Raw genomic sequence first — 26,432 nt, 5'->3', positions numbered from 1 at the left:
TTATGAGTAAAAAAAGAAAAGATCAACACCAACATGAGCCATTCTCAGATCTACACAAAAACAAAGATAGCCTAAAAAACATGTCGCTGGAAGAGAGTAGAGAATCTACTTTAGTAGATTCCACAGAGAAAAGAGAAAAATCCTCTACATCTGAGGTAGGGGATTCGACAGTAAAAAAAGCCACAAAAAAAGTATCTCCTGCAAATTTTTCTCGAGTAAGGTATACACAGCAGCCTGTCGTTAGCAGGGTATCTTCTGGTAGAAAGAATTTTTATTTATGGGTAATACCTTCCCTATTTGGGATTATTATAATTTCGCTAGTTGCAGCAGGCATATTTTATGGTAAATCCCTTATTGAAAGGGAACAACAAGCCAGAGAAATCCTTAGGGAAGAATTTATTCATAAATTTAATAATCAAAATTCTAGCAATGTTATTACTACAGAAACAATAGAAAGCTTGCTTACAAATCAATTAGTGCCCATACAAGAAGCCATTTCAGATTTACAAAACAAGGTACATGAACGAGTTACTCAAATTGGTACTATACAAGCAGAACTGGCCTTACTAAAAGAACAACCTAAAACAGAAGGGGATAATTTTCCCCAAATTCAAGAAAATATCGCATATTTAAAAAATCAAATAAGAGTAATTAATGCTACTTTAGGAGAAGAAAAACGGACATCAACTTCAACAGAAACGTGGAGTGTAATTGAGGCTACTTACTTCTTACGTATAGCAAATGAGCAATTACGCTTAAACTATGATATTAACTCAGCACTGACGGCTTTACAGTTAGCCAAAGAAGCAATTAGCTATAATTCAAGATCTGAATTTTCCCCTATAGAAAATCAACTAGAAAAAGAGATTAATTTACTAAAATCAGTTGCGATACCAGACATTAATCAAATGGCTATGTCTCTTAGTTATCAAATTAAAAAAGTAAATAATCTAGAATTAAAGGGAGATTCTCAAAAAGAGTTATCTCATCAAGGAAAGAATTTGCAAGAAGATAAAAAACAGGATACAGAAGTTAAAAATAAACTTCCTAATTTAGTCCAAATTAAAGAAGCATTGCTAAATATTAGAGGTGAACTTCAGCATTTAGTTATTTTCAACCATCGAGAGAGTGGAGGGAATAACTTATCTAAGTTTATACCAGAGGAGCGCTATCTTATCTATCAAAACTTACAGCTCAAATTGGAAGTGGCTCGTTTAAGTTTAATACAAAGAAATGAAGAGAATTTTCAAGAGGCTATTAAGGAAGCTAAAACATGGTTAGATACTTACTTTCAGGGTACTCAGACTGTAGTTATGCAGGATACACTAGCACAACTTGAGAAAACTGTGATTAAACCACCTTTACCTGACATTTTTCAATCTCTAAAAATGCTCAATGAGTTAATTCGGCGGCAATCTGTTGAAAGTTCTGAGGGAGGTAATCCATGAAAATAATAATTTTTATCTTAATTACACTTATTTTGGGTGTAGGCTTAGGATTACTTACTAAAGATGATCCAGGATACATTACTATCGGCTATGATCAATGGTCTGTTGAAACTACTTTAGTATTAGGTATTGTTACCTTAGCTGCCATTGTCGTAGCTGGATATTTTATTATTCGTGTTTTTGCACATACTTATAATATCCCCAAAAAATTTGGGGAATTACAAAAAAAATACCAAATCTCCCATGCTAATAAATTATTTACCGAGGGGTTAATTGATTTAGAAGAGGGAAATTGGCCTAGAGCCGAACATAGCCTAGTTAAAGAGATAAAACATAGCAGTGCTCCTCTATTTAATTATCTCTCTGCAGCGTCTGCCGCCCAAAATCAAGGAGCCTACGATCGGCGAGATGCTTATCTTAGGCTAGCCAGTGAAACTACTCCTGCAGCTAGCTTTGCGATAGGCCTTGCTCAAGCTGAATTTCAGCTTAATAGTGATCAGTATGGTGATGCACTTACTACTTTAAATCAATTGAGAGGTATTGATCCAAAACACCCTCAACCATTGAAATTATTAAAAAATCTATATTTACAGCAAAAAGATTGGAATCAGCTATTAGGGTTACTGCCTGACTTACAACGCCAAAAGCTAATTAATAAAGAGGAACAAGAATCATTAGAAACTATTGCCTATACTGAGCTACTACTTGTTGCATCTCAGAGAGGAAGCACATACCTTATTGAAGAATGGAGGGCTGTTCCTACTAGCTTACAGCAGAATTCACGAGTTATCACTACTTATGCTTATATGCTTTTAAATCAGGGAAAACAAGATGAAGCAGAACAACTCATTCAAAATTCCTTGAAGAAGAAATGGGCTGATGAACTCATCCATTTATATGGAATAATACAATCTTCTAACAAAGAGTCTCAATTACTATGGGCTGAAACTTGGCTTAACCAGTATGGAGAAAACCCTTGGTTACTTTTAACGCTAGGTCGTTTATCTAAAAATAATCATCTATGGGAGAAAGCAAAACAATACTTAGAGAAAAGTATTTCCTATGCACCTAATGCAGAATCTTATGAGGAGCTTGGAGAAGTATGTAAAGAACTAGGGAAATTAGAGTCCGCTTTAGAGTATTATTGTAAAGGGTTATCAATGGTTATAGATAGTAGTAGTAATGAGATCAAGTTTAGTCATCCTCAAAACCTTAACCAAAACTTGGTAAGTGATAATAGTAATGGAGCCCCCCGATTAATGATAGGCTCCTCTACAACAAATTAATTTAATGTAGATTAATCTAAACTTCTGACTCTGACAACTCCTCGCTTAGATAAACATTTAGAGCAAGTATATCCGTATCTCCATCCTGTTCTATATGGATTTTAACATGCTCATCGTCTACAGTAACATATTTTCTAATTACTTCCAGCATATCTCTTCTTAATTGAGGTAAGTAAGATGGTCCATGTCTATCTACTCGTTCATGAGCAATTACAATCTGCAGGCGTTCTTTTGCAGTAAGAGCAGAGTTTTTGCGATCAGAGTCAGTGCGAAAGAATTTTATCCAATTCATCTTATTATCCAAATAGTCGTTTAAAAAATGGTTTTCTTTCAGAATGAATAAACCTATGAGGAAGATCTTCTCCCAGAAAGCGACACACTACATCCCAATAAGCTTGACCAGCATCTGTAGTCTCATCCATAATCACAGGTATTCCGGCATTAGAGGCTTGAAGCACTGCTTTAGATTCAGGAATAATTCCAAGCATTGGGATTGCAAGGATATCAAGAATATCATCTACACCTAACATATCCCCTTTCTTTACTAACTCAGCACTATAGCGACTTATTATTAAGTGCTCTTTTATAGGCTCTCCTTTGTTCTCTGCCCTCTGAGATTTACTTTGAATAAGACCAAGAATTCGATCAGAATCTCGTACAGAAGAAACTTCAGGATTAGTCACAATCAATGCTTCATCTGCGAAATAAAGTGCTGTGAGTGCACCATGTTCTATACCTGCTGGCGAATCACAAACCACATAATCAAATTCAAGAGTACGTAATTCATTTAAAATTTCTTTGACCCCTTCTCTAGTTAAAGCATCCTTATTTCTAGTTTGAGATGCAGGAAGAATATATAAGCCTTCTATCCGCTTATCTTTGATTAAAGCCTGGTTAAGCTGTGCCTCATGATGAATTACATTAATTAAATCATAGACTACACGTCTTTCGCATCCCATAGTAAGATCTAGATTTCGTAATCCTATATCAAAATCAATTACAGCTGTTTTGTAACCCTGCATTGCAAGACCAGTAGAAAATGCAGCACTGGTAGTTGTTTTACCTACCCCCCCCTTGCCAGAGGTAACAACGATAACTCTCACATTTATTCTCCCTAATCTAAACTATAATCTATAATAATGAAACTATTAGATGTTCTTCCTGTAAATAGATTTGGGTAGACCGACCTCTGAATGTAGACCCAATATCATTTATCAATTTATAATTTCCTGCGACTGCAATTAACTCTGCTTCTAAGCTCTGACAAAATATTCTTGCTTGCCTATCTCCGTGGATACCTGCTAGTGCACGCCCTCGGAGAGATCCATAAATATGAATATTTCCATCTGCTAATAATTCCGATCCGGGACTCGTGTGGGAAAGTACAATTAAATCACATTTTTTAGCATAAATCTGCTGCCCGGAACGTACAGGTTTCGTAATAGTTAGTGCTTTACAAGATAAATCTTCATAGTGAGAAGATTTTATATCTTGATTATTACTATTTCTATCTTCAGGTAAAGTGTATTCAATAGGTTCATCTCTTAGCAATGCTAACCCTATTTCAAGGGCCATTTCCTGATCTCTTTTTTTAGCATTACGTACCCCGATAGGTATTAAACCATATCTAGCTAGCGTGGACTTTAAAGCATCAAAATCTAGTGGAATAGAATTATTTGCTAAATAGCCGAGATCAATGATAATAGGTGTATTTGAAAAAAAACCTGGAACTGCTTTGATCTTAGTAGCAAGATCATGGTTAATTTTTTCTATATTGGTATCTCGTAGCTTCAAAACACTTAAAGCAGATAACTCTCCTTTGAGCTCAAAGGAATCTCTCAAATTGAAAGTCATAAATATAAATGAATATGTAAAATAGCGAACTATAGATTTAGGCTAAAATAATTTTCTACAGTAAAAATTATTAAAAATCAAGGTGCAAAAAATAGATTCTAATATTATTTTTAGTACCCAATATGAGAAAGTTGATCTGTTTGATGTTCTGTAATTAAAGGATCAATAATTATATCTATGTAACCTTCCAAAATTTCATTGAGCTTGTATAGAGTTAAATTAATTCGATGATCAGTAACGCGGCCTTGGGGGAAATTATAGGTTCGAATCCGCTCTGATCGATCGCCACTACCTACTAAATTCCGACGAGTTTGTGCTTCTTCTACTGCAAGTTTAGTTTCTTCCACTGCTTTTATTTTAGCCTGAAGTAAAGACATTGCACGAGCTCTATTCTTATGCTGAGAGCGCTCATCTTGGCACTCTACAACTATTCCAGTAGGAATATGAGTGATTCGAATTGCAGAATCTGTTTTATTCACGTGTTGACCTCCTGCTCCCGAGGCACGGAATGTATCTACACGCAAATCTGCAGAATTGAGTTCAATATCATCAATTTCTTCAGCCTCAGGCATGATAGCAACTGTGCATGCAGATGTGTGAATTCTCCCTTGAGATTCTGTTTGAGGGATTCTCTGGACACGATGAGCCCCAGACTCAAATTTTAAGCGAGAATATACACCACTACCGATAATACGTACAATGATTTCTTTATAACCCCCATGCTCTCCTGAACTATTACTTACAATCTCTGTTTTCCAGCCTTTTTGCTCTGCATAGCGTAAATACATACGTAACAGATCCCCTGTAAATAGAGCAGCCTCATCCCCTCCTGTACCTGCGCGAATTTCTAAGAAAACATTTCTCCCATCATTAATATCCTTAGGGAGTAATAGAATTTGTAATTCTTGATTCAGTTGTTCAATCCTATTTTCTGCAATTGTAATTTCATCCCGAGCGAGATCCTTTAGCTCAGTGTCCTTCTCAGATAGCATTGCTGTAGCTTCTATTAATATATTTTTCGTTTTTTCAAAATCTTGAAAACAATTAATAACTGGCTGGTTTTGTGCATATTCTTGAGATAATTCACGAAATTTATTTTGATCGCCTGCAATTTCAGGATCGGCAAGCAAAACAGAGAGCTCTTGTTGTCGCTCAGATAATATTCTGAGTTTATTTTGAATAGATTCTTTCATAGGTAAATAGCAATAAATTAGATTTTAATCTTGTTGATGAATATCAAATATCTTTATTGCTGCCTCTAAAATAGATTTATCTCCTGTAGCACTCAAAATTTGTATCTGTCGACTAGGAATATGTAAAAATTTATTAGTAATATTATGACTCAGCATAGCAAGCACTTCACTAGGATCTTGGCCATTGGCAATACGCTTTTGTGCTTTTTCTAAAACTTCTCTGCATAACTGCTCTGTTTCTTTACGGATTGCCCGAATAATAGGGGTGGCATTTTGTCCATGCACCCATTCCATAAAATTTTCTACTTGAATATCAATAATCTCCTCAGCTTGTTTTGCTGCTGCTTGGCGAGATTGAAGATTTTCCTGAATAACTTCTTGCAGATCATCTACATTGTAGAGATAAACATCCTGTAATTCTCCTACTTCAGGTTCAATATCCCTCGGCACAGCGATATCCACCATAAATATAGGTCGGTGCTTCCGGATACGTAAAGCACGTTCAATTGCACCTTTTCCTAAAATAGGTAGTTGGCTTGCTGTAGAAGAAATTACAATATCCGCCTTAGGAAGATATTCTGGAATTTGAGCAATTGATATAGCATTACTATTAAACTGATTAGCTAACTGCTGTGCTTTTTCAATACTACGATTAGCAATAATTATTTGCCCGATATGATTTGAAAATAAGTGTCGAGTTGCAAGTTCAATTGTTTCGCCTGCACCAATTAAGAGAGCTGTTTTAGATTCTAAATCCCTAAATATCTGTTTTGCAAGACTAACTGCAGAAAATGCAACTGATATAGGGCTTGCTCCAATCGAAGTATCTGTACGTACTTGCTTTGCTACATGAAAAGTGTGTTGAAACAAGCGACTAAGTAGGCGACCAATTGTGCCTGCCTCAACTGCATGTTGATATGCTGTTTTAATTTGCCCTAATATTTGGGGCTCACCTAGTATCATAGAGTCTAAACCACTAGCCACTCGCAATAGATGGCGTACAGCAGACTTATTTGGGTGAGTATATAGGCAGGGCTTTAAACTTTGGAGTTCCATATGATGGTATTGTCGTAACCACTCAATAGCAGCATTTTCTTTTCCTGAAGTATAGCCACAATAAAGCTCGGTACGATTGCAGGTAGATAAAATCGCTGCTTCATTAATACCGTCATATTTCACAAGTTCTGTAAGTGCTGAGGGTAGCCGATCTGGAGCGAAAGTAAGCTGTTCTCGCACAGCCACCGGTGCAGTTTTATGGTTAACGCCAAAAGCAAGTAATTGCATCATAAAAATGTAAACATCAAAACAAATACTCCGTGTATTTTAGCTCAAAAATCACTAAATTTTCATTAAATTCGGTATAATTGAGCTTATATGTGAGTTGCTTTTTTGAGTTAGAAAATTTTTTGAGGAGTAATGGAGATACTTTAATGAAACAAACTCCTTTCCCACTAGTTTTTCAATTAACTTTATCTTTACTGCTAGTTAGTTGTACCCTATCTAAGACTAACTTAGCTGCTGAAAAAATAGATAAAAATACACTACAGTACACAGAAAAGGAAAATAAGAGTAGCTATTCATATGGTTCTTTAACCCCTAAATTGTTATACCAATTGATTTCTGCCGAAATTGCGGGACAACAGGGGCAAATAGCTTATGCTATGGAAAATTACCTGCTGGCAGCAGAATCTACTCAAGATATTCGTCTTGCTGAAAGAGCAACCCGTATTGCCCTTTTTGCACGAAATATTAGCTATGCTACACGTGCATCTAAGCTTTGGGTACAAATAGATCCTAAAAATGAGGATGCAAGACAAGTATTGATCGCAATGCTCTTGCAACAAGAAAAGTATAATGAAGTTAAGAACCATTTAACACAGCTAGTTATCTATAATACCAAATCAAAGGAAGAAATTTTCTTACAGATTGCTATATTACTCATTAAAGCACCAGATTCAAAAGCAGCTACCTCTCTCATGAGGGGACTAGATGCATTTCAAAGGAAAGATCCAGATGCTCTATATGGGTATGCTTATCTCACATTAGAATTAAATCAGTTTGAAGAATCCTTACAGGCAATTAGTCAGATTAGTAAGCAATTCTCAAATTCAGATAAAATAATAGCAATGGAAGCTAATATTCTTGAGAAACAAGGTAAGGAAGATGAATCTGTTCAGATATTAAGAGCAGCCGTAAAAAATAATAAAAAAGCTTCTTTTTTCTTACGCCTTGCTTATGGGCAGACTCTGATGAGAGTAGGTTCTGATTTAGAAGCTCATAAGATCTTTAATCAATTGGAGAAAGAACAGCCTGAAAATCCAGATGTACTTCTAGGCCAAGGTGCTTTAGCTATAGATCAGCGAGAGTATAAACAAGCGGAAGATTATTTTCGGCAGTTATTAAAGATAGACCCAAGCACTACTCAGGCACGATTTTATCTAGGTAGACTTGCAGAATTACAAAATCGCCCTGAAATTGCTATGAATTGGTACTCTTCTATTACTCAGGGATCTCTCATAATAGATGCTCAAATTCGACAAGCAATTTTGCTTGCTAAGCAGCACTATACAGAAGAAGCACGAAATCATTTACACCTATTAAGCCAAAAATTTCCAGAACAAAAAGTACGGTTTCAGCTTGCAGAAGGAGAAATACTTACTAACGCTGACCGCTATGAGGAGGCACTCTCCTACTATAGCAAAGCTCTAGAAAATCAACCAGAGGAGATTGAGCTACTTTATGCAAGAGCAATGGTTGCAGAAAATCTAAATAAATTAGATATTGTAGAAAATGATCTCCATCATATTTTAACGGCAAGCCCAGATAACGCAGAAGCCCTAAATGCTTTAGGTTATACTTTAGTAGTGCAAACTCATCGATTTAATGAAGCGTTAGAATATGTCTCAAAAGCAATGAAATTAAAGCCTAATAATGCATTTATTCTAGATAGTATGGGATGGATTCATTACCGCTTAGGAGATTATGATAAAGCAGCACATTATTTACTTAAGGCTATAGAGATTCGAAAAGATCCTGAAATTGCTGCCCATCTTGGGGAAGTGTTATGGTCAAAGGGGGATGAGTCTGGTGCTCGCAAAGTTTGGGAGCACGCTCTTGAAGATAACCAAAATAGTAAAGTACTCTTAGAGGTAATGCAGCGTTTTCAAAAATGATATGGAGCAAAATGAGATGCTCAACTATTTTCATAGTGTTGATAATTCTATTTATTACAAGTTGTGCAAGACACCGACCTATACCAGCAGATCCTCAAAAAGTATGGTATGATCATCAGCTTACTCTTCAAAACATAAAAAATTGGGATCTAAAAGGGCGTTTAAGCATCCAAGCTATTAAGGAAAAAAAATCAGGATCAGGCACCCTATATTGGTCTCAGAAAAATGGTATATACGATATTTCTTGGATATTTCCTTTTGGGCAAGGAAAGGTAGTACTTCATGGCGATTGTAATTTAGTCACCTTGCAATTACCAAAAGAAAAACCAGTGACTGCAACTTCTCCTGATCACCTACTTCGATCAAGACTTGGGTGGTCCTTACCTATAGATAGTCTAAATTACTGGGTGTTAGGATTGCCTACTCCTAAATTAGCTACAAAAAAGCTACTTTTGGATTCTTGGGGGTATTTAGAGAATTTGCACCAAGGAAATTGGCATATTCACTATCAAAAGTATAAAAAAATTAAACAGCAATATTTACCTGAAAAGATATTTTTAAATAGCCCACAGCTTAAAGTTCGCTTAGTTATCCAACAGTGGAATTTCAGCTAATTAAATTATGTTTTTCGTCTATCCCGCACCTGCTAAGTTAAATTTATTTCTTCATATTACAGGGCGTAGATCAGATGGTTATCATTTACTCCAAACCGCTTTCCAATTTATCGGCTATTATGACTGGCTTACATTTAAATTATCCCTTAATAGGAATATTGTATATACACCTCTCTCCAATATCCCTAAAGAAAGAGATCTAGTATATAGAGCTGCACAGCTCCTACAAAAAGAAACAGGGTATAGTCAAGGCGTTGAGCTTTCACTTTATAAAAATCTTCCTATGGGGGGAGGACTAGGTGGGGGAAGCTCAGATGCAGCAACTGTATTAGTCGCTTTAAATGATCTATGGAAAACTAACCTTTCTGTAGTAGAACTCAGCGAATTAGGATTGCGTTTGGGTGCTGATGTTCCTATTTTTATTTATGGCCATGCAGCATGGGCTGAAGGTGTAGGAGAAAAGTTAGTATCGATTAATCCCAAAGAAGCTTGGTATCTTGTAGTTATGCCTCCAGTACAAGTTTCTACTGAGGAGATATTTTCAGCTGATGAATTGAAAAGAGATTGTAGATCTATTACTATAGCAGATTATATTGAGGGTAAGGGAGAGAATGTACTTGAGCCAATAGTATGCCGGAAATACCCCATAATAGGAGAGGTGATCTATTGGTTATCTCAGTTTACTTTAACCAGAATGACAGGAACAGGAAGTAGTGTTTTTGGGTTATTTGATACAAAACAAAAGGCACTAGAAGTGTTAAAAAAAATGCCTACTCCCTGGAAAGGAATCATTACAAAGGGGTATAATGAATCTCCATTACAGGACTACCTATCTAAATCTAAGGATAAAATCTTAAAATAGATATTCATTACTATGATTATTGGGGTGTCGCCAAGAGGTAAGGCACGGGGTTTTGATCCCCGCATTCCCAGGTTCGAATCCTGGCACCCCAGCCATTAATTTAACTATTTCAATAACTAAAATATCAATATATTCTCTTAATTTGAAGTAAATTCATTGGCTACATTTGAGAAAAAAATCCATACCTATTCTCAGAGAGATGTAAGCGCTATATCCGAGTCCCTATGCCGGATGCGGATGCTAATTCTAAGTGGAAATGCTCACCCACAGCTTGCTAGAGATATCGCATCTTATCTAGGTCTTCCTCTAACTAAGGTGCTTGTTGGTCAGTTTAGTGATGGGGAAATTATGGTGGAGCTCATGGAGAGTGTACGAGGTAAGGATGTTTTTATTATTCAGCCAACCTGTGCACCTACTAACGATAATTTAATGGAATTATTAATATTAGTAGATGCAGTTCGTCGCTCCTCAGCTAAAAGAATAACTGCAGTCATCCCTTATTTTGGTTATTCTAGGCAAGATCGAAGGCCTAGATCAGCAAGAGTACCGATTAGTGCCAGAGTAGTTGCCAACATGATTACAGTTGCTGGTATTGATAGAGTGCTTATGGTAGATCTTCACTCTGAACAAATCCAAGGCTTTTTTAATCTACCTGTAGATAATGTCTATGCTTCACCAATTTTACTAAGTGATATTTGGAAGCATGAATATCCTAATCTAATGGTAGTTTCTCCAGATGTAGGTGGCGTAGTTAGGGCACGGGCACTTGCAAAGCAGTTGGAAGTAGAATTAGCAATTATTGATAAACGCCGACCTCGTCCTAATCAAGCTAAAATAATGCATATTATTGGAGATGTAAAAAATCGTACCTGTGTACTAGTTGATGATCTTGTTGATACGGCAGGTACTCTATGTGAAGCAGCACGGGCTCTTAAACAAAATGGAGCAGAGCGAGTAATCGCTTATTGTACTCATCCTGTGCTTTCAGGATTGGCAATTCATAATATTGAGCAATCTATGTTAGATGAATTAGTAGTTACAGATACTATTCCTTTGCATAAGGAAGCTTTCAATTGTAAGAAAATTCGCCAGCTTAGTGTTGCTGAAATTTTAGCTGAAACCATATACCGAATAAATACTGAAGAATCTGTGAGTTCCATATTTGTAGAATAGTAGTTTCATTTTAGATCATTAATTATATTAGTAATAGCATATTGACTTGCTAGCAGGAGAGTAATAAAGAAATGGAGAATATATTTCAATTAAGTGCGAATATTCGTAATACACAAGGTAAAGGGGAAAGTCGCCGCCTTCGTCGTGCAGGCAAAGTTCCTGCTGTTCTATATGGTGCTGAAAAACCATCTATTTCACTAGTTTTTGATCATAATGTATTGACTCAACATCTAGAGCATGAGGCATTTTATTCTCATATACTCACGATTGATATAAATGGAAAAAAAGAAAATGTGGTACTTAAAGCTTTACAGAGAGTGCCTCAAAACCCTAATAAATTAGTTCATATAGATTTACTAAGGGTAAGTGCTACCCATAAATTATCTATGCATGTTCCTCTACACTTTATCGGCCATGATACTGCTCCAGCAGTAAAACGAGATGGAGGTATCGTATCTCACCAACTAAATGAAGTAGAAATTAGCTGTTATGCAAAAGATTTACCTGAATATATTCAAGTAGATATCACTGATTTAGAAGTAGGTAAATCATTACATTTAGCTGATTTAAAATTACCTACAGGAGTAGACATTCCATCCCTAAAATTAGGGGAAGATCATAATCAGCCTGTAGTGACCATTCATAAACAAAAAACAGTTGCTAGCGACTCTAATGGAGAAGAGTCTGCTGAGTAATTTTCTGTTATGGGTTTAACCCCCTGGGCACTCATTGGATTAGGTAATCCTGGGGAGAAATATACTTATACTCGTCACAATGTAGGGTTTTGGTGGCTAGATTTTTTGGCAAAAAATCTAGCTACTTATTTTAAAATAGAATCCAAATTTTTTGGAGAATATGCCCATACTAACTGGCATGGACATAATTTGCTATTGCTTAAGCCTACAACTTTTATGAACCATAGTGGGCAAGCAGTATCCACTCTTTTAAATTACTATAAAGTTCCTCTCAACCAATTACTTATCATCCATGATGAGTTGGATTTACCCCCAGGAATAGCCCGCATTAAGCGAGAGGGTGGACATGGTGGGCATAATGGTTTAAGAGATATTATTAATTATCTTAATCAAAGAGCTTTTCTCCGCTTACGCTTAGGTATAGGCCATCCTAAGGTAAAACAAAATGTAGTGAATTATGTATTAAATCCGCCATCATTATTAGATCAACAGGCTATTGAAGGGGCTATAGGCAGGAGTGTAGAAGTTATTCCTACACTCTTAGCTGGAGAGATAGAAAAAGCTATGCACCAATTACATAGCGCTAATTAAAGCAAATTACAAAGGTATTTATCAAGCTATGGGATTTAAATGTGGGATCGTAGGGCTACCTAATGTAGGTAAATCTACCTTATTTAATGCACTCACTCAGGCAGGAATAGATGCTCAAAATTATCCTTTCTGCACTATAGATCCAAATGTAGGTGTAGTACCTGTACCTGACCCAAGACTTAACAGTATCGCTATAATCGTAAACCCTCAACAAATACTTCCTGCTACCATGACCTTTGTGGATATAGCAGGATTAGTGGCTGGTGCTTCTCAAGGTGAAGGGTTAGGGAATCAGTTTCTCGCTCATATTCGAGAAACTGATGCAATCGCTCAGGTAGTACGCTGCTTTGATGATCCTAACATTATCCATGTAGCTGGAAAGATAGATCCCTTAAGAGATATAGAAGTCATTAATACGGAACTTGCTTTAGCAGATTTAGAGACTGTGGAGAAATCTTTAGCTCGAACGATTAAAGTAGCACGATCTCAAGATAAAGAAGCTCTATCTTTAAAGATGACCCTAGAAAAAGTACAAGACTATCTTAACCAAGGAATTCTTATAAGAACACTTAATCTTACCGAGGAAGAACAAAACCAACTTCAACACCTACATTTACTTACTATTAAACCTGCACTCTATATTGCAAATATAGCAGAAGATGGATTGAAAAATAATCCATGGCTAGAACAAGTGCAAAATCTTGCTTCTGCAGAAGGCTCTAAAGTAGTCCCAGTTTGTGCGGCAATAGAAACTGAACTGGCTACATTGGAAGAGGAAGAAAAAATAGAATTTTTGGCTGAATTAGGAATTACAGAACCAGGACTCAATCGGGTAATTCGGGCAGGTTATCAATTACTTGGACTGCAAACTTTCTTTACTGCAGGACCTAAAGAAGTCCGCGCTTGGACAACATTGATGAATGCCACAGCACCCCAATCTGCAGGGGTAATACACACTGATTTTGAAAAAGGGTTTATTCGTGCTGAGGTTATCAGTTATGAAGATTTTATCACTTATCGTGGAGAGCAAGGAACAAAAGAAGCCGGTAAATGGCGACTTGAAGGAAAAGACTACATCGTGCAGGATGGGGATATCATGCATTTTCGCTTTAATGTGTAGTGAATAATAAAACAACTATAAATTAACTATATAGCTAGCTTTTTGAAGCTATCTAATATCTTGGATTCATTGCCAGAAAATTTAGAGAAAGAAGTTTTTGAAACTATTTTATCCTTTCAAAATATTAAGATTGAACGGATTATATCTAAAGGTCATGTTACACCTGATTCTCAATGGTACGATCAAAACGAGCATGAGTGGGTAATAATTATTGAAGGAAAAGCATCCTTAATGCTAGAAGATGGCTCAGAGTATATCTTATCAAAAGGCAGTTATCTTAATATTCCAGCCCACACTAAACATAGAGTTACTTGGACAGACCCGAATAATTTAACTATTTGGTTAGCAATTTTTTATAAATGAGTATTATTTAGCTAGATACCATTTAATTGGTAGATGTTTTTAGCATAAAACTTTTCATGTATAATAGTGCTTTCTGTAATCCAGAAATAAATTGCTTTTTTCTACTTAATCTATTTAGGCTATGTGGCTCAGTTGGTTAGAGCGCGGCACTCATAATGCTGAGGTCGGTGGTTCAAGTCCACCCATAGCCACCATTCTTAATTAAGGCTAGCAGAGTGCTTTACTAGCCTTTTTTATTATTTTATGTGCTTTGGTTTTCTTCTTTCGGTTCGATCTGATTGAGAATATAGTTAATCATACTTGCCGCAAGCTCACTTTCTCCAAAAAACACTTTACCCACACCTTCTTGCTCTAAAAGGTTTAATTCTTCTTCGCTATGAGTACGAATAATAATTTTAATCTGAGGATTTAAGGTGCGAGCAGTGGTAATCATTTTACGTGTACTTAGGATATCTGGGATAGCAATGATAAGCATACCTGCTCGAGCAATATGTGCTTGAATAAGTACTGATGAATCTCCAGCATCACCTGAAACGGAGGGAATCCCCTTTTCTCTTAATTTTTCTACAACCTCTCTATTCTCTTCTACCACTACGTAAGGAGTATTAGTGTGAGCAAGAGCCTCTCCAATACGATGACCTACTCGACCATAACCAATTAAAACTATTTGGTTGGCAAGAAATTTTCTTTCAGTAGACATAGGAAGCTTTGCTAGAGGATCGTCTGGGCGTTCTACAATTCTAGCTAAAGCAGATTTAGAGCGTATCCACATCTGCATAGGCTTAACTGCTCTAAATATTAAGGGATTAACAGCGATAGAAATAAGAGCAGCTGCTAATACTAGGCTTTGAGCATCAGTAGAGAGCAACCCAAGTTGGATACCTACATTAGTTAAAATAAAAGAGAACTCACCAATTTGGGAGAGACTTGCCCAAATAACTAATACAGTATTTAATGGATAGCGAAGGCTGAGTACTATTAATGCAGAAACTAGCGGAGTACCAATCATAATCACCGCAACTACCCCTAATACTTTTAAAGGTTGTTCCATAAGTACTTGAGGATTAAATAGCATTCCTACAGAAACAAAAAACAGTACGGCAAAAGCATCCCTAAGAGGGAGGGATTCTGTAGCTGCTCGGTGACTAAGCTTGGATTCTCTAAGTACCATTCCAGCAAAAAATGCTCCTAATGCAATAGATACTCCGAAGAGCATAGAAGCTCCATAAGTAATACTAATAGCTACCGCAACAACAGAAAGAGTAAATAATTCATGAGATCCAGTTCCTGCTATTTTCCATAGAATCCAAGGAAATAAACGACGACCTACAATAAGCATTAAAGCAATAAATAAAGCAACCTTACCTAAAGTAAGTGCAAGCTCTAAGCCAAGACTAATTTCTGTTTCGCTAGAAGGGGCATTACCTCCTAGCCATCCTGCTAGAGGAGGTAGTAATACAAGAACTAATACAGTAAGTATATCTTGTACGACAAACCAGCCAATAGTAATTTTTCCATTGATAGATCCGAAAAGTCCGTGCATTTCAAGAGATCTTAGTAAAACTACAGTACTGCCTATTGAAATTGATAAACCAAAAGCTATCGAATAACCCCATTCCCATCCCCAAGAGTGAGCTAGAATAGTACCGAGAGTTGTTGATGCGGTAACTTGTAATGCTGCTCCTGGTAAGACAATTTTTCTAACTGAGAGTATATCCTCTAAAGATAGGTGTAATCCTACCCCAAACATCAGCAGCATAATGCCTATTTGGGAGAATTGCTGAGCTATTTCCATATCAACTATAAGCCCAGGAGTAAAGGGACCAATGAGAATACCCGCAAGTAAATAGCCTACAAGTGCAGGGAGCCTAACTTTTGCGGCAATAAATCCTAGTACCAGTGCAGCCCCAAAAGCAGCAGATAAGGTGGTTATTAAGGAATCGCCCATAATTATTTATCTCTATTTTTAAATAAACTTTCTTATTAGTTTACCTTCGTGCAGGCTAATTTGCTATGGCGAAAAGAGTATATGAAATACACAATTAACCCAACTACGATCCAAATTAAAAAACGTACCCAAGTATCTTTACTTAGATGAATCATTAGGTAAACACAGGAAAGAATACCTAATATGGGGACAATAGGACTACATGGAGTTTGAAAGGGACGAGAGAGATTAGGTTGAGTATAGCGAAGCACTGCTACCCCAGCACAAACTACAGAAAAAGCACTTAAAGTACCAATATTCGTCATTTCAACAATTTTATCTAAGGGGGTAAAAGCAGCAATGACTGCCATAACAATTCCAGAGAAAATAATGACTCGTACAGGTGTTTTAGTTTTTTTATTTACTTGGGAAAAAAAAGGAGGAAGCAACCCATCTCGGGATATAGCAAAAAGAATGCGAGTAAGGCCAAAATAAAGTACCAGCATAACTGTAGTTAACCCTGCAATCGCACCAATAGAAACAATACCAGAAGCCCATGTTTTTCCTAGTTGTAATAAGGAATCGGAAACAGGAGAAGGAACATCTAAAGAAGGGTAGGGTACAATACCGGTAAGTAGTGCGGCAACTAGCATATAAAGTAGAGTGCAAATAGCTAGGGATCCTAAAATTCCAATCGGTAAATTTCTTTGCGGATTTTCTGTCTCTTCTGCTGCAGTAGAAACCGCATCAAAACCTATATAGGCAAAAAAGATACTTGCTGCTCCCGTCATTACACCCTGCCAGCCAAAAGGCATAAAAGGAGCCCAGTATTGGGTATTTACATGAAACAATGCTACCCCAATAAAAAGCAGTATAGCTGCAACTTTAACTATTACCATAATAGCATTCAGCTGTGCACTTATTTTAGCACCCCCTGCAAGTAACCCACCTAATAGTAGAATTATCACCATAGCAGGTAAGTTAATTATTCCGCCATGGCTTGGGGCTTTGGTAAAAAGTTCAGGTATCTGAAATCCTAATACAGATAATCCGTTACTAACATAGCCAGACCAACCTACAGATACTGCAGAAATAGCTACTGCATACTCTAAAAGTAGCATCCAACCAATCATCCAAGCTACTATCTCACCTAATCCTGCATAGCTGTATCCATAAGCACTGCCTGCTCCTCCTATAGTAGTTGCGAGTTCAGCATAAGATAGGGCGGTAAATGCGACAGCAATTCCTGCAACGACAAAAGAGAGCATCACTGCAGGTCCTGCATAATTTGCTGCAGCAATGCCTGTTAATACAAAAATACCTGCCCCAATAGTAGCACCAATCCCGAGAAAAATAAGGTCTACTGCGCCTAAGACTCTTTTTAAATCGGTAGTGCTATGAACATCTTCATGAATAGGTTTAGTACGGAATATACGCATTTTCTAATAATTTTAATAAAATGTACTGTACTGTAGTATTTATTACTTATGATGTAATCGCTTTTGCGCCAAAGCACGCTCTGCTAGGCGCTCACCTACATCAGCAAAGGGATGAGAAATTAGATTGATTCCACTATTGTAGAGCTTAGAATCTTCTTCAGGATAGAGACTCATAGCTGCTACTATACCTGAATAGCCATTTTGGCGTAGCTTTTGTGCAAAATGTAGTTTAGTTTTTAGTTCCGGCATTCCTAGAATAATACCAATCATAGGTTTTAGATTCATTTTGCTTAATAAATCTGGATCCTCCGCATCTCCATAATTTACTTGTCGGTTTTGTTTTTGTTGCTGTTGAACTACGAGTAAGTCTGAATCTAATCCTTGCACTCGTTGATGTTTTTGTGCAAAAAAATCATAAGCAGCTGTCCCTGATTGCCCCATACCCACGATAAGCCAGGTGGTTTTTTGGATGCTTGGAGCTTCCCCTTCTGGATGAGGGATTTTACGTTCAAAAGAAACCAACCACTTTTCAAAGTAAGCAAATAACTCATAGGACATCTTATTTAAGGGAGCAGCAATAATTAAAGAAGCAGTCACTAATAATGCTAAAACAGGGAGCCAAGTAGTAGGTAAGATATTATTCTTAACTGCTGCTGCACCTACAATTAAGGTAAATTCACTATAGCTAGATAATACTAGGGTAGTGAGAAAAGTTGTTCTTGCTTTAAGCTGAAAAAATATACCAAGAAAGAAATAAATAATGACTCTAAGAGGTAAAAGTACAGTGAATAAAAGTATCCATTTTCCGTCATGTAACCCAGGCAATCCGCCAAAACCAATTTGTAAAAAAAATCCAACTAAAAAAATTTCTTTTAATCCCCAAAGAGTTTTAGAAAGCTCTTCTGCGTGAGGATGACCTGTCAGTAACATTCCAGCAACTAATGCACCTAATTCACCGCTTAATCCTAAGGACTTAAAAGCTTCACTTCCTCCAAGAGTGATGAGTAACCCATAGAGTAACAATAATTCTTTATGGCCGCTCCAAGTAAGTAGACTCTTAAGAAGCAAGCGTATTATTGGGATACTAATTAAGAATGCTAATGTCCAAGGTGAAAAAGAGCTTCCTTGAATAAAAACTAACATGGTAACAGCCGCTAAATCCTGTAACACTAAAATGCCTATGGCAAGTCGTCCATGGAAAGCGCCGATACTTCCTTTTTCCTCAAGAGTTTTAGCAGCAAACACAGTACTTGAAAAGGAGAGTCCTAGACTGAGCAATATAGCGGCAAATAGAGGTGTTCCTGCTAATAAAAGCAGTAAAATACTACCAACGCTTGAAATAATTAAATAACTAAAACCAACTCCTAATACTTCCCACTGTAATAAACTCCTTATGTTTAGTTTAAGCCCTACGCTAAATAATAGGAGCAGTACACCAATATCAGAAATAGTATGAATCATAGGATTTTCGCCTATATTCCACTCTCCAAGAATGAACCCTCCTACTAAATAACCTACGAGGGGAGGAAGCCCTAAATGGGAGGCAACTAGTCCAAGAATATAAGCAATAGCAATCCAGAAAATTTCCATATTTTATGACTAGTAAGGATAGAAAGTTTTTTACGAGAACTACACTAATAAGTAGCACTTCGTTTTTTAATTAAAAAAATAGCAGAATGAGCTAAAATTTGTTATCTATAATAACTACTCCTCTATTTGTATTTTTTTAGGTACAAAATATTGAGAGAACCATACTCCTACTTCAAATAAAAGCCACATAGGGACCGCTAACAGAGTTTGAGAAAAAACATCTGGGGGAGTAAGTAGCATTCCAATTACAAAAGCAGCTACAATGATATATGGACGCTTCTCTCGTAATCCCTCTACACTACTAATTCCTACCCAAACCAGCAATACTGCAGCAATAGGTACTTCAAAAGCAACACCAAAAGCAAAAAACATAGTTAATACAAAATCTAGATATTTACTAATATCTGTCATCACCGCAATACCTTCTGGAGCCGCCTGAGTAAAGAATCCAAACATCAAAGGAAATACTAAGAAATAAGCAAAAGCGATTCCTAAGAAAAATAGAAAAGTACTTGCAATCAATAGGGGAAGAATAAGTCGACGCTCATTTTTATAAAGCCCAGGTGCTACGAAGGCCCAAATCTGATATAGCAGCATAGGAATAGATAAAGCAAAGGCTATTGCTAAAGTTAATTTTAATGGTGCAAGAAATGGAGCAGTCACTTCCGTAGCAATCATGGAATTGGTTTCAGGTAGGTGTGCCATCAGGGGACGAGCAAGTAATTGGTATAACTCCTTTGAAAAAGGAATAAGAATTAAAGTAATAGTAAGTATCGTAATGATACTACGTAATAGACGAGCTCGTAACTCAATAAGATGAGTAATAAAGGGTAATTCTTCTTGATTAGAATCCTGATGCTGCACTATAAATCATCCGATGATTTCTTGATAGAATGATGAGTATGATCAGAAGAATCTTGATGAGGTTTTTTAAGATCTGGTAAGTCTATGTTTTTCCTTAATGATTGGCGAAGCTCCTCAGCATGAAGCTCTTGTTCCACTTCTTGTTTAACTTGAGATATTAGACCACGTATTTTTTTTAGCCATAAAGCAGTCGTACGTGCTACTGTTGGCATTCTTTCAGGACCAACTACTAGTAAAAGTACTACAAAAATAACAAGAATTTCCCCAAAACCAATATCAAACATAGTAATTATGCAAGTAAATTAGAGGCTACTTGTACTTTAATTATTTTCAGGTTTATCAAAATTTTTATTTTGAACTTGGGAATGAGGAGATTGCTGGGAATCATAAGAGGTCGAATTATCTTCCCGTTTATGATCCATCTCCATTATTTGAGAAGAGGTAGGTGAGGATGGTTTTTCATCTTTCATAGCCTCTCGAAAGTTTTTAACTGCCTCTCCTAAATCACCTCCAATAGTTCGTAATTTCTTTGTACCAAATAATACTAATACGATCACTAAAATAATTAGTAATTGCCATATGCTAATGCCACTTACACCCATTATTATCTCCTAGTAACTATTCAATTGAGCCACCACCTAGTAAATGAATATGTAGGTGATCAATTTCTTGCCCTCCATCTAGACCAGTGTTAATTATGGTACGAAATCCAGTATACAGCCCTTGATTATGGGCTAATGTAGGTAGCAGTAATACCATATGACTAATTAAATGCTGATGTTTTTGTTCTAGCTGTTCTAAACTAGAAATATGAAGACGAGGAATAAGGAGTAAATGCGTTTTTGCACGAGGTTGAATATCCTTAAAAGCAACAACTTGATCATCCTCATATACAAGGTCAGTAGGAATTTCTCTATCAATAATTTTGCAGAAGATACAGTCTGGATCTCTCATAATTATTTGCTTTTTCGATTTTGCTTTTCTTCTAGGCCAGATAAGCCAAAACGCCGTTCTAATTCTTTAAAGACTTCTTCCGGCTGAAGATTACATTGAGTGAGCATAACTAAGCTATGAAACCATAAATCAGCAGTTTCATGAATAATATTTGTTTTTTCCCCGTTCTTAGCTGCTAAAATTGTCTCAATTACTTCCTCACCAAGCTTTTGCAAAATTTTATCTAGCCCGGCTTCATAAAGGCTTGCGATATAGGAGGATTTTGGATCCGCATTTTTACGATCATTTGCTATGGCAGCTAGCTGCTTAAAAATATCGCTCATTTAGTTTTTATAATAAATAGTATTTGGATCCTTCAAAATAGGCGCAGCTACTTTCCAATTTTTATGCTCTAACTGCTTAAAAAAACAATGATACCTCCCCGTATGACAAGCGATACCACCTTTTTGTTCAACTTGGATTAATAATGTATCACTATCACAATCAAGAAAAATGCTCTTAACAATTTGTTCATGTCCTGATTGTTCTCCTTTACGCCATAGGCATGATCGAGATCGAGACCAATACACTACATAGCCAGTGTCTGCTGTTATTTCTAAAGCTTGCCGATTCATCCAAGCAAACATAAGCACTTTACCCGTACTTATTTCTTGAGTAATAACAGGTACTAACCCTTTCTCATTCCATGAAATATCATCTAACCAGCTACTCATTATAACCTTACTTCAATATTATTGGCTGCTAGATGATGCTTTGCTTCTGCAATTGTATACTGACCAAAATGAAAAATACTAGCAGCTAATACTGCATCTGCTTTTCCTTCTAAAATTCCGGCAACTAAATGATCTAAATTACCTACCCCTCCAGAAGCAATCACAGGTATAGAAACAGCCTCACTAATAGCACGAGTAAGCCGTAAATCAAATCCTTCTTTAGTTCCATCTCGATCCATGCTAGTCAGTAAAATTTCACCTGCACCAAATTGAGTCATTTTTACCGCCCACTCTATTGCATCTATCCCAGTTTTTTTACGACCTCCATGAGTGAATATTTCCCATCGATCTGACTCATTTTTAGAAGAAACTCTCATAGCGTCTATAGCAACAACAATACATTGAGTACCAAAACGATCTGCGGCTTCTTTGACCAATTCAGGTCGATGAATCACAGCGGTGTTAATACTTACTTTATCGGCTCCAGCAATAAGCATCCGCCGAATATCATTTAAACTCCGTATTCCTCCCCCTACAGTTAGGGGAATAAATACTCTTTCAGCAATGGCTTCAATGGTATGTACCGTAGTATCTCGGTTATTACTACTTGCAGTAATATCTAGGAAAGTAATTTCATCTGCACCTTGTTCATCATAGCGTTGAGCAATTTCTGCAGGATCGCCTGCATCACGAATATCAACAAAACGAACCCCTTTAACAACACGTCCATTATCCACATCTAAGCAAGGAATAATCCGTTTAGCTAAACCCATATAAATAAACCGACTTCGGTAAAAGAAAAATTTGTCATTTTGACTGCACTAAAGAGAGTGCTTGCGTTAAATTTATTTTTCCCTCATATAAAGCTCGGCCAATAATTGCACCTGAAATTCCTTTCTCCTCATACTGATGTAATTCATTTATATCTTCTAATGAAGAAACTCCCCCAGAGGCAATTACCGGGATACTAATTTTTTCTGCTAATTTACTAGTAGCTTCAGCATTTACCCCATTCATCATGCCATCGCGCTGAATATCTGTGTAGATAATCGCCTCTACGCCATCTTTCTCAAAATGTTGCGCAATATCAATAACACTATGGCGAGAGAGCTTAGACCATCCATCAATAGCAATTCTACCATCTTTGGCATCCAGCCCTAGGATAATATGCCCTGGAAATTCAAGGCAAGCATCAGAAACAAAATGAGGTGCATTAATAGCTTTAGTACCAATAATAACGTAACGAACACCTGCATCTAAATAGGTCTGGATAGTATCTCCATCGCGAATTCCACCGCCCACTTGAATATCAATACCCGGTAGTGCTTGAGTAATATCATAGATAATATCAGCATTAACAGGTTTGCCTGCAAATGCACCATCTAAATCAATAAGGTGTAATCTTGTAGCACCTAATTCCACCCAATGTAGAGCCATAGCAATAGGGTTATTAGAGAAAACTGTGTCCTCTTCCATACGCCCCTGACGTAAACGAACACATTTTCCTCCTTTAAGATCAATAGCAGGTATCAGTAACATTAGTTTTTTATTAGCTCCCGAGGTATATAGTCCTAAAAAATATCTTTAAGTTATACCATTCCATGTTAAAAAATTAGTAAGAAATTGTACTCCCAATTGCTGGCTTTTTTCTGGATGAAATTGAGCTAGAAAGATATTTTTTTGAGCAAAAGCCGATGCAAAAGTTGTAATATAATCCGTAGTACCTGTAATCAGGGATGGTTGCTGGGGTACTATATAATAACTATGGACGAAGTAAAAACGACTATTTTGAGGGATATCCTGCCAAAGAGGATGGTTATATTGTTGATGAACTATGTTCCATCCCATATGAGGGATTTTTAAAGATAATTGGTTAGCATTAAAATGGCATACTTTTCCAGAGAGTATTCCAAAACATGGAGTCCCTTCATTTTCTTCGCTAAATTCAAAAAGTGCTTGCATACCAAGACATACACCTAAAAAGGGTTTATTTGCTGCACACTCTCTTATAGCAGATTCTAGATTTAGATTCCGTAGTTCCTGCATACAATCTCGAATAGCACCTACCCCAGGGAAAACTACTCTCTCTGCTGCTTTTATCACCTGTGGGTTACTAGTAACTTTTATGCTAATTTTTTTCCCTTCTGCCGCCCTTTCTAAAGCTTTTGAAACCGATCTAAGATTACCCATCCCATAATCAATAATTGCAACATAGGGCATATTAAAGTTATCCAAAAAGTAAATGTACTATTTTCGCTATTTTATAGAGATCCTTTAGTAGAGGGGAGTATACTTCCTCGCCGAGGATCTTGCTCCACTGCCATCCTAAGGGCACGACCAAAGGCTTTAAAAATAGTCTCTACAATATGATGGGTATTACGCCCCTGTAAATTATCTATATGTAAAGTTATCGCTGCATGATTTACCAATCCCTGAAAGAACTCCTGAATTAGATCTACATCGAAGTTATTAATATAATGCTGGGAATAGAGTACCCGATAGTGAAGACCGGGGCGTCCTGAAAAATCTAATACTACTCGAGAAAGTGCCTCATCCAATGGAACATAAGCATAGCCATACCGCTGAATGCCAACTTTATCACCAATTGCTTGTTTTAAAGCTTGACCTAAGGTAATACCAATGTCCTCCACACTGTGGTGATAATCAATATGTAGATCTCCAGATGCATTTATATCAAGATCAATCAATCCATGTTGTGCTATTTGATTGAGCATATGATCAAGAAAAGGAATATCAGTCTTAGCAGAAAAATCCCCTTTTCCTAATAAATTCAGGGCAATTTCAATCTGAGTTTCTGATGTTTCTCGGCGAATTTTAACTGATCGATTCAATATAATTTTCCTATATCTATCATAAATAATAACGCTACTCGCTTGCTAGTTTAGCACGTAGGTTAATTCATAAAACCTAGGAATTTTAGGTAATAAAAGTAGTACAGATTATTACCAAATGATGTAAAAATAAGATATTATTTGCAATTACTCAATAATATATAGGGTATTTCTGTTATATTTATTTTTTTAAATATACTTAGTAAGATATATTTTTTATATATGTTTGTTAAGCTAATATAGCTTAATATATATTGAAGGGAAGTTTTAGTTTATTTAGTTTTGTGGGGTTCTCTCTAGCTATTTAAACACTAGAGGGAAGAATTTAGGTATTTTTTTAAAACAAAACCGAAAAATAACACACTAACCAGTAAGTGGGAGTTAATAATGGATAAAAAAAGTTTTCCTATTTTTCTCTTAGGTACTAGCATGGCACTATTATTTAGCATGACAGTACAAGCAGCAGGCGATCCTGTAGTTGGTAGACAAAAGGCAGACCAAAGACAGTGTCAGGGTTGTCATGGTATTGAGGGCTTAAATAATGCTTATCCCACCTATAAAGTACCAAAATTAGGTGGTCAACATGCTGAGTATATTGTTTCTGCACTTCAAGCATATAAATCTGGCGATAGAAAGCATCCGTCAATGCAAGGATCAGCCGGCAGTTTAACTGAACAGGATATGGAAGATATAGCTGCTTTCTTTGAAAAACAATAAAGTAAAGCTAATAATTTAAATAAATATGGTGGAGAACATTATTATGTCGAACCGATGGTTATTTTTCTTATTAATCCCAGTATCTATGGTGCTTGCTTCTGGAACAGCAATGGCAAAACCAAAAGGTGATTCAATAGCAGGAAAGCAAAAATCTGAAGCTTGTGCGGGTTGTCATGGGGTAGATGGTAATAGTGCTGCCCCTAGTTTTCCTAAACTAGCAGGTCAAAACACAGATTACATTGTCCATGCTTTAAGCGCTTATCAGTCTGGTGATAGAAAAAATGACGTGATGGCAGGAATGGCAGCCCCTCTATCTGATCAAGACAAAGCAGATTTAGGCGCTTATTTTGCTAGCCAAAAGGGACTCAACATGCCCTGGGTAAAATAAATTTACATTTAATATTAGTGATTATTTAGAGGGGCTAGCAATATGATTTCCAGAAGCTTTATACCCGATGAAAACAAATATCAATTCACACTACGACCAAACAATTCACTTAGTTGGCGTGGAATGAGAAATGTTATTTTAATCGTTGCAGCAACTCTTAGTACTATATCCATTGGATTTAGCCTTTTAGGTTTATGGCTTATTTTTCCATTTGCAGGATTAGAAATAATTGCTCTAGGCACTGGTTTTTATTTATGTGCTAATCGAGCTCAATATCGTGAAATAATTACCATTGATCAGGATGATATTAAAATCCTTCGAGGCCGTAAAAAACTTGAAGAAATATGGAAATTTCATCGCTATTGGACAAAAATTAGAGTTAATCTCCCTGCTCACGAGTGGTATATGAGTCGGCTTATGATAGGATCCCATGGAAATGAAGTTGAAATTGGCAGCTTTCTTACAGAAGATGAGCGCCAACGATTAGCATATGAGTTAAGAAAGTACTGTAGATCTAGTATTGCCGAATCTATTAAAATCACTTGAAAAATTAATTTAGTGCTTATTGATCTAGATAAGTATATATAAAAGATATATACTCCATATATGTTTTGTT

At 36.5% G+C, this 26,432-nt stretch carries 31 protein-coding genes and 2 tRNA genes; 15 read left to right on the top strand and 18 right to left on the bottom strand.

Annotation, left to right across the window (positions count from 1 at the left end; genetic code table 11):
• The first annotated feature begins 2 nt into the window (after positions 1 to 2).
• Together NSCAC_RS08625 and NSCAC_RS08620 are read left to right on the top strand one after the other, a co-directional pair.
• Positions 3 to 1,448, top strand: coding sequence for a uroporphyrinogen-III C-methyltransferase (locus NSCAC_RS08625; RefSeq protein WP_197744391.1), 1,446 nt, complete (start codon positions 3 to 5; stop codon positions 1,446 to 1,448).
• Complete coding sequence (locus tag NSCAC_RS08620) at positions 1,445 to 2,734, top strand: heme biosynthesis HemY N-terminal domain-containing protein (protein ID WP_197744390.1); 1,290 nt, start codon at positions 1,445 to 1,447, stop codon at positions 2,732 to 2,734. The genes NSCAC_RS08625 and NSCAC_RS08620 overlap by 4 nt, the downstream gene beginning before the upstream one ends.
• A gap of 16 nt (positions 2,735 to 2,750) precedes the next feature.
• On the opposite strand, the gene minE is transcribed toward NSCAC_RS08620, so the two are convergent.
• The 5 genes from minE to hemA form a co-directional block, all read right to left on the bottom strand.
• Positions 2,751 to 3,026, bottom strand: a complete 276-nt coding sequence (minE, locus tag NSCAC_RS08615; protein ID WP_197744389.1) for a cell division topological specificity factor MinE — start codon at positions 3,024 to 3,026, stop codon at positions 2,751 to 2,753.
• A 4-nt stretch (positions 3,027 to 3,030) separates the two neighbouring features.
• A complete protein-coding gene (gene minD / locus NSCAC_RS08610; protein WP_197744388.1) occupies positions 3,031 to 3,837 on the bottom strand; it encodes a septum site-determining protein MinD in 807 nt (268 codons plus the stop codon).
• 28 nt (positions 3,838 to 3,865) lie between these two features.
• Positions 3,866 to 4,588: a septum site-determining protein MinC gene (gene minC / locus NSCAC_RS08605; RefSeq protein WP_197744387.1), complete on the bottom strand. Its 723-nt coding sequence runs from the start codon at positions 4,586 to 4,588 to the stop codon at positions 3,866 to 3,868.
• 110 nt (positions 4,589 to 4,698) lie between these two features.
• A complete protein-coding gene (gene prfA, locus NSCAC_RS08600; RefSeq protein WP_197744386.1) occupies positions 4,699 to 5,781 on the bottom strand; it encodes a peptide chain release factor 1 in 1,083 nt (360 codons plus the stop codon).
• A 24-nt stretch (positions 5,782 to 5,805) separates the two neighbouring features.
• Positions 5,806 to 7,065 carry a glutamyl-tRNA reductase gene (hemA, locus tag NSCAC_RS08595; protein ID WP_197745370.1) on the bottom strand — a complete coding sequence of 420 codons (1,260 nt, stop codon included), beginning with the start codon at positions 7,063 to 7,065 and terminating at the stop codon, positions 5,806 to 5,808.
• A gap of 146 nt (positions 7,066 to 7,211) precedes the next feature.
• Between hemA and NSCAC_RS08590 the strand changes: the two genes are divergently transcribed.
• From NSCAC_RS08590 to NSCAC_RS08545, 10 genes are all read left to right on the top strand, one after another.
• Positions 7,212 to 8,954, top strand: coding sequence for a tetratricopeptide repeat protein (locus NSCAC_RS08590; RefSeq protein WP_197744385.1), 1,743 nt, complete (start codon positions 7,212 to 7,214; stop codon positions 8,952 to 8,954).
• Positions 8,955 to 8,989: 35 nt separating this feature from the next.
• Positions 8,990 to 9,568, top strand: coding sequence for a lipoprotein insertase outer membrane protein LolB (gene lolB / locus NSCAC_RS08585; RefSeq protein WP_197744384.1), 579 nt, complete (start codon positions 8,990 to 8,992; stop codon positions 9,566 to 9,568).
• Positions 9,569 to 9,575: 7 nt separating this feature from the next.
• Positions 9,576 to 10,430: a 4-(cytidine 5'-diphospho)-2-C-methyl-D-erythritol kinase gene (ispE, locus tag NSCAC_RS08580; RefSeq protein ID WP_197744383.1), complete on the top strand. Its 855-nt coding sequence runs from the start codon at positions 9,576 to 9,578 to the stop codon at positions 10,428 to 10,430.
• Between the two features lie 20 nt (positions 10,431 to 10,450).
• Positions 10,451 to 10,525, top strand: a tRNA-Gln gene (locus tag NSCAC_RS08575).
• Positions 10,526 to 10,667: 142 nt separating this feature from the next.
• Positions 10,668 to 11,603, top strand: a complete 936-nt coding sequence (locus NSCAC_RS08570; RefSeq protein WP_197745369.1) for a ribose-phosphate pyrophosphokinase — start codon at positions 10,668 to 10,670, stop codon at positions 11,601 to 11,603.
• 71 nt (positions 11,604 to 11,674) lie between these two features.
• A complete protein-coding gene (locus NSCAC_RS08565; RefSeq protein WP_197744382.1) occupies positions 11,675 to 12,298 on the top strand; it encodes a 50S ribosomal protein L25/general stress protein Ctc in 624 nt (207 codons plus the stop codon).
• 9 nt (positions 12,299 to 12,307) lie between these two features.
• Positions 12,308 to 12,889 (top strand): aminoacyl-tRNA hydrolase, encoded by a 582-nt coding sequence (gene pth, locus NSCAC_RS08560; protein ID WP_197744381.1) that lies wholly within the window; start codon positions 12,308 to 12,310, stop codon positions 12,887 to 12,889.
• Positions 12,890 to 12,917: 28 nt separating this feature from the next.
• Entirely contained in the window at positions 12,918 to 14,009 is a 1,092-nt protein-coding gene (ychF, locus tag NSCAC_RS08555; RefSeq protein ID WP_197744380.1) for a redox-regulated ATPase YchF, read from the top strand.
• Between the two features lie 42 nt (positions 14,010 to 14,051).
• Positions 14,052 to 14,372, top strand: coding sequence for a cupin domain-containing protein (locus tag NSCAC_RS08550; protein ID WP_197744379.1), 321 nt, complete (start codon positions 14,052 to 14,054; stop codon positions 14,370 to 14,372).
• Between the two features lie 117 nt (positions 14,373 to 14,489).
• Positions 14,490 to 14,566, top strand: a tRNA-Met gene (locus NSCAC_RS08545).
• A 47-nt stretch (positions 14,567 to 14,613) separates the two neighbouring features.
• Here NSCAC_RS08545 and NSCAC_RS08540 read toward each other — a convergent pair.
• The 13 genes from NSCAC_RS08540 to hisB form a co-directional block, all read right to left on the bottom strand.
• Positions 14,614 to 16,320, bottom strand: a complete 1,707-nt coding sequence (locus NSCAC_RS08540) for a cation:proton antiporter (RefSeq protein WP_197744378.1) — start codon at positions 16,318 to 16,320, stop codon at positions 14,614 to 14,616.
• A gap of 35 nt (positions 16,321 to 16,355) precedes the next feature.
• On the bottom strand, positions 16,356 to 17,738 hold the full coding sequence (locus NSCAC_RS08535; protein ID WP_197744377.1) for an amino acid permease: 1,383 nt from the start codon (positions 17,736 to 17,738) through the stop codon (positions 16,356 to 16,358).
• A 42-nt stretch (positions 17,739 to 17,780) separates the two neighbouring features.
• Positions 17,781 to 19,328, bottom strand: a complete 1,548-nt coding sequence (locus NSCAC_RS08530; RefSeq protein ID WP_197744376.1) for a cation:proton antiporter domain-containing protein — start codon at positions 19,326 to 19,328, stop codon at positions 17,781 to 17,783.
• A 114-nt stretch (positions 19,329 to 19,442) separates the two neighbouring features.
• Positions 19,443 to 20,192: a twin-arginine translocase subunit TatC gene (gene tatC / locus NSCAC_RS08525; RefSeq protein WP_332087674.1), complete on the bottom strand. Its 750-nt coding sequence runs from the start codon at positions 20,190 to 20,192 to the stop codon at positions 19,443 to 19,445.
• Positions 20,192 to 20,476 carry a Sec-independent protein translocase protein TatB gene (gene tatB, locus NSCAC_RS08520; protein WP_197744375.1) on the bottom strand — a complete coding sequence of 95 codons (285 nt, stop codon included), beginning with the start codon at positions 20,474 to 20,476 and terminating at the stop codon, positions 20,192 to 20,194. The genes tatC and tatB overlap by 1 nt, the downstream gene beginning before the upstream one ends.
• A 36-nt stretch (positions 20,477 to 20,512) precedes the next feature.
• Positions 20,513 to 20,794, bottom strand: coding sequence for a twin-arginine translocase TatA/TatE family subunit (gene tatA, locus NSCAC_RS08970; RefSeq protein ID WP_197744374.1), 282 nt, complete (start codon positions 20,792 to 20,794; stop codon positions 20,513 to 20,515).
• Positions 20,795 to 20,810: 16 nt separating this feature from the next.
• Positions 20,811 to 21,146 (bottom strand): histidine triad nucleotide-binding protein, encoded by a 336-nt coding sequence (locus tag NSCAC_RS08510; protein ID WP_197744373.1) that lies wholly within the window; start codon positions 21,144 to 21,146, stop codon positions 20,811 to 20,813.
• 2 nt (positions 21,147 to 21,148) lie between these two features.
• Entirely contained in the window at positions 21,149 to 21,469 is a 321-nt protein-coding gene (locus NSCAC_RS08505) for a phosphoribosyl-ATP diphosphatase (RefSeq protein ID WP_197744372.1), read from the bottom strand.
• The gene (gene hisI / locus NSCAC_RS08500; protein ID WP_408609558.1) at positions 21,470 to 21,859 is read right to left on the bottom strand and encodes a phosphoribosyl-AMP cyclohydrolase; all 390 of its coding nucleotides are present in this window, start codon (positions 21,857 to 21,859) and stop codon (positions 21,470 to 21,472) included.
• Positions 21,859 to 22,632, bottom strand: a complete 774-nt coding sequence (hisF, locus tag NSCAC_RS08495; protein WP_197744371.1) for an imidazole glycerol phosphate synthase subunit HisF — start codon at positions 22,630 to 22,632, stop codon at positions 21,859 to 21,861. Before hisF ends, hisI begins: the two co-directional genes overlap by 1 nt.
• A gap of 34 nt (positions 22,633 to 22,666) precedes the next feature.
• Entirely contained in the window at positions 22,667 to 23,398 is a 732-nt protein-coding gene (gene hisA / locus NSCAC_RS08490; protein WP_197744370.1) for a 1-(5-phosphoribosyl)-5-[(5-phosphoribosylamino)methylideneamino]imidazole-4-carboxamide isomerase, read from the bottom strand.
• A 45-nt stretch (positions 23,399 to 23,443) separates the two neighbouring features.
• A complete protein-coding gene (hisH, locus tag NSCAC_RS08485) occupies positions 23,444 to 24,079 on the bottom strand; it encodes an imidazole glycerol phosphate synthase subunit HisH (protein ID WP_197744369.1) in 636 nt (211 codons plus the stop codon).
• Between the two features lie 41 nt (positions 24,080 to 24,120).
• Complete coding sequence (gene hisB, locus NSCAC_RS08480) at positions 24,121 to 24,714, bottom strand: imidazoleglycerol-phosphate dehydratase HisB (RefSeq protein ID WP_197745366.1); 594 nt, start codon at positions 24,712 to 24,714, stop codon at positions 24,121 to 24,123.
• 384 nt (positions 24,715 to 25,098) lie between these two features.
• On the opposite strand from hisB, the gene NSCAC_RS08475 reads away from it, so the two are divergent.
• Genes NSCAC_RS08475 through NSCAC_RS08465 form a run of 3 tightly spaced genes read left to right on the top strand, consistent with a single transcriptional unit; the run spans position 25,099 to position 26,362 of the window.
• Positions 25,099 to 25,428 (top strand): c-type cytochrome, encoded by a 330-nt coding sequence (locus tag NSCAC_RS08475; RefSeq protein ID WP_197744368.1) that lies wholly within the window; start codon positions 25,099 to 25,101, stop codon positions 25,426 to 25,428.
• 43 nt (positions 25,429 to 25,471) lie between these two features.
• Positions 25,472 to 25,816 (top strand): c-type cytochrome, encoded by a 345-nt coding sequence (locus NSCAC_RS08470; protein WP_197744367.1) that lies wholly within the window; start codon positions 25,472 to 25,474, stop codon positions 25,814 to 25,816.
• Between the two features lie 42 nt (positions 25,817 to 25,858).
• Entirely contained in the window at positions 25,859 to 26,362 is a 504-nt protein-coding gene (locus NSCAC_RS08465; protein WP_197744366.1) for a DUF2244 domain-containing protein, read from the top strand.
• Positions 26,363 to 26,432: the final 70 nt, after the last annotated feature.

This window comes from Candidatus Nitrosacidococcus tergens (assembly GCF_902810445.1).
Classification (GTDB): domain Bacteria; phylum Pseudomonadota; class Gammaproteobacteria; order Nitrosococcales; family Nitrosococcaceae; genus Nitrosacidococcus; species Nitrosacidococcus tergens.
This window is presented reverse-complemented; position numbering and strand designations above follow the sequence as displayed.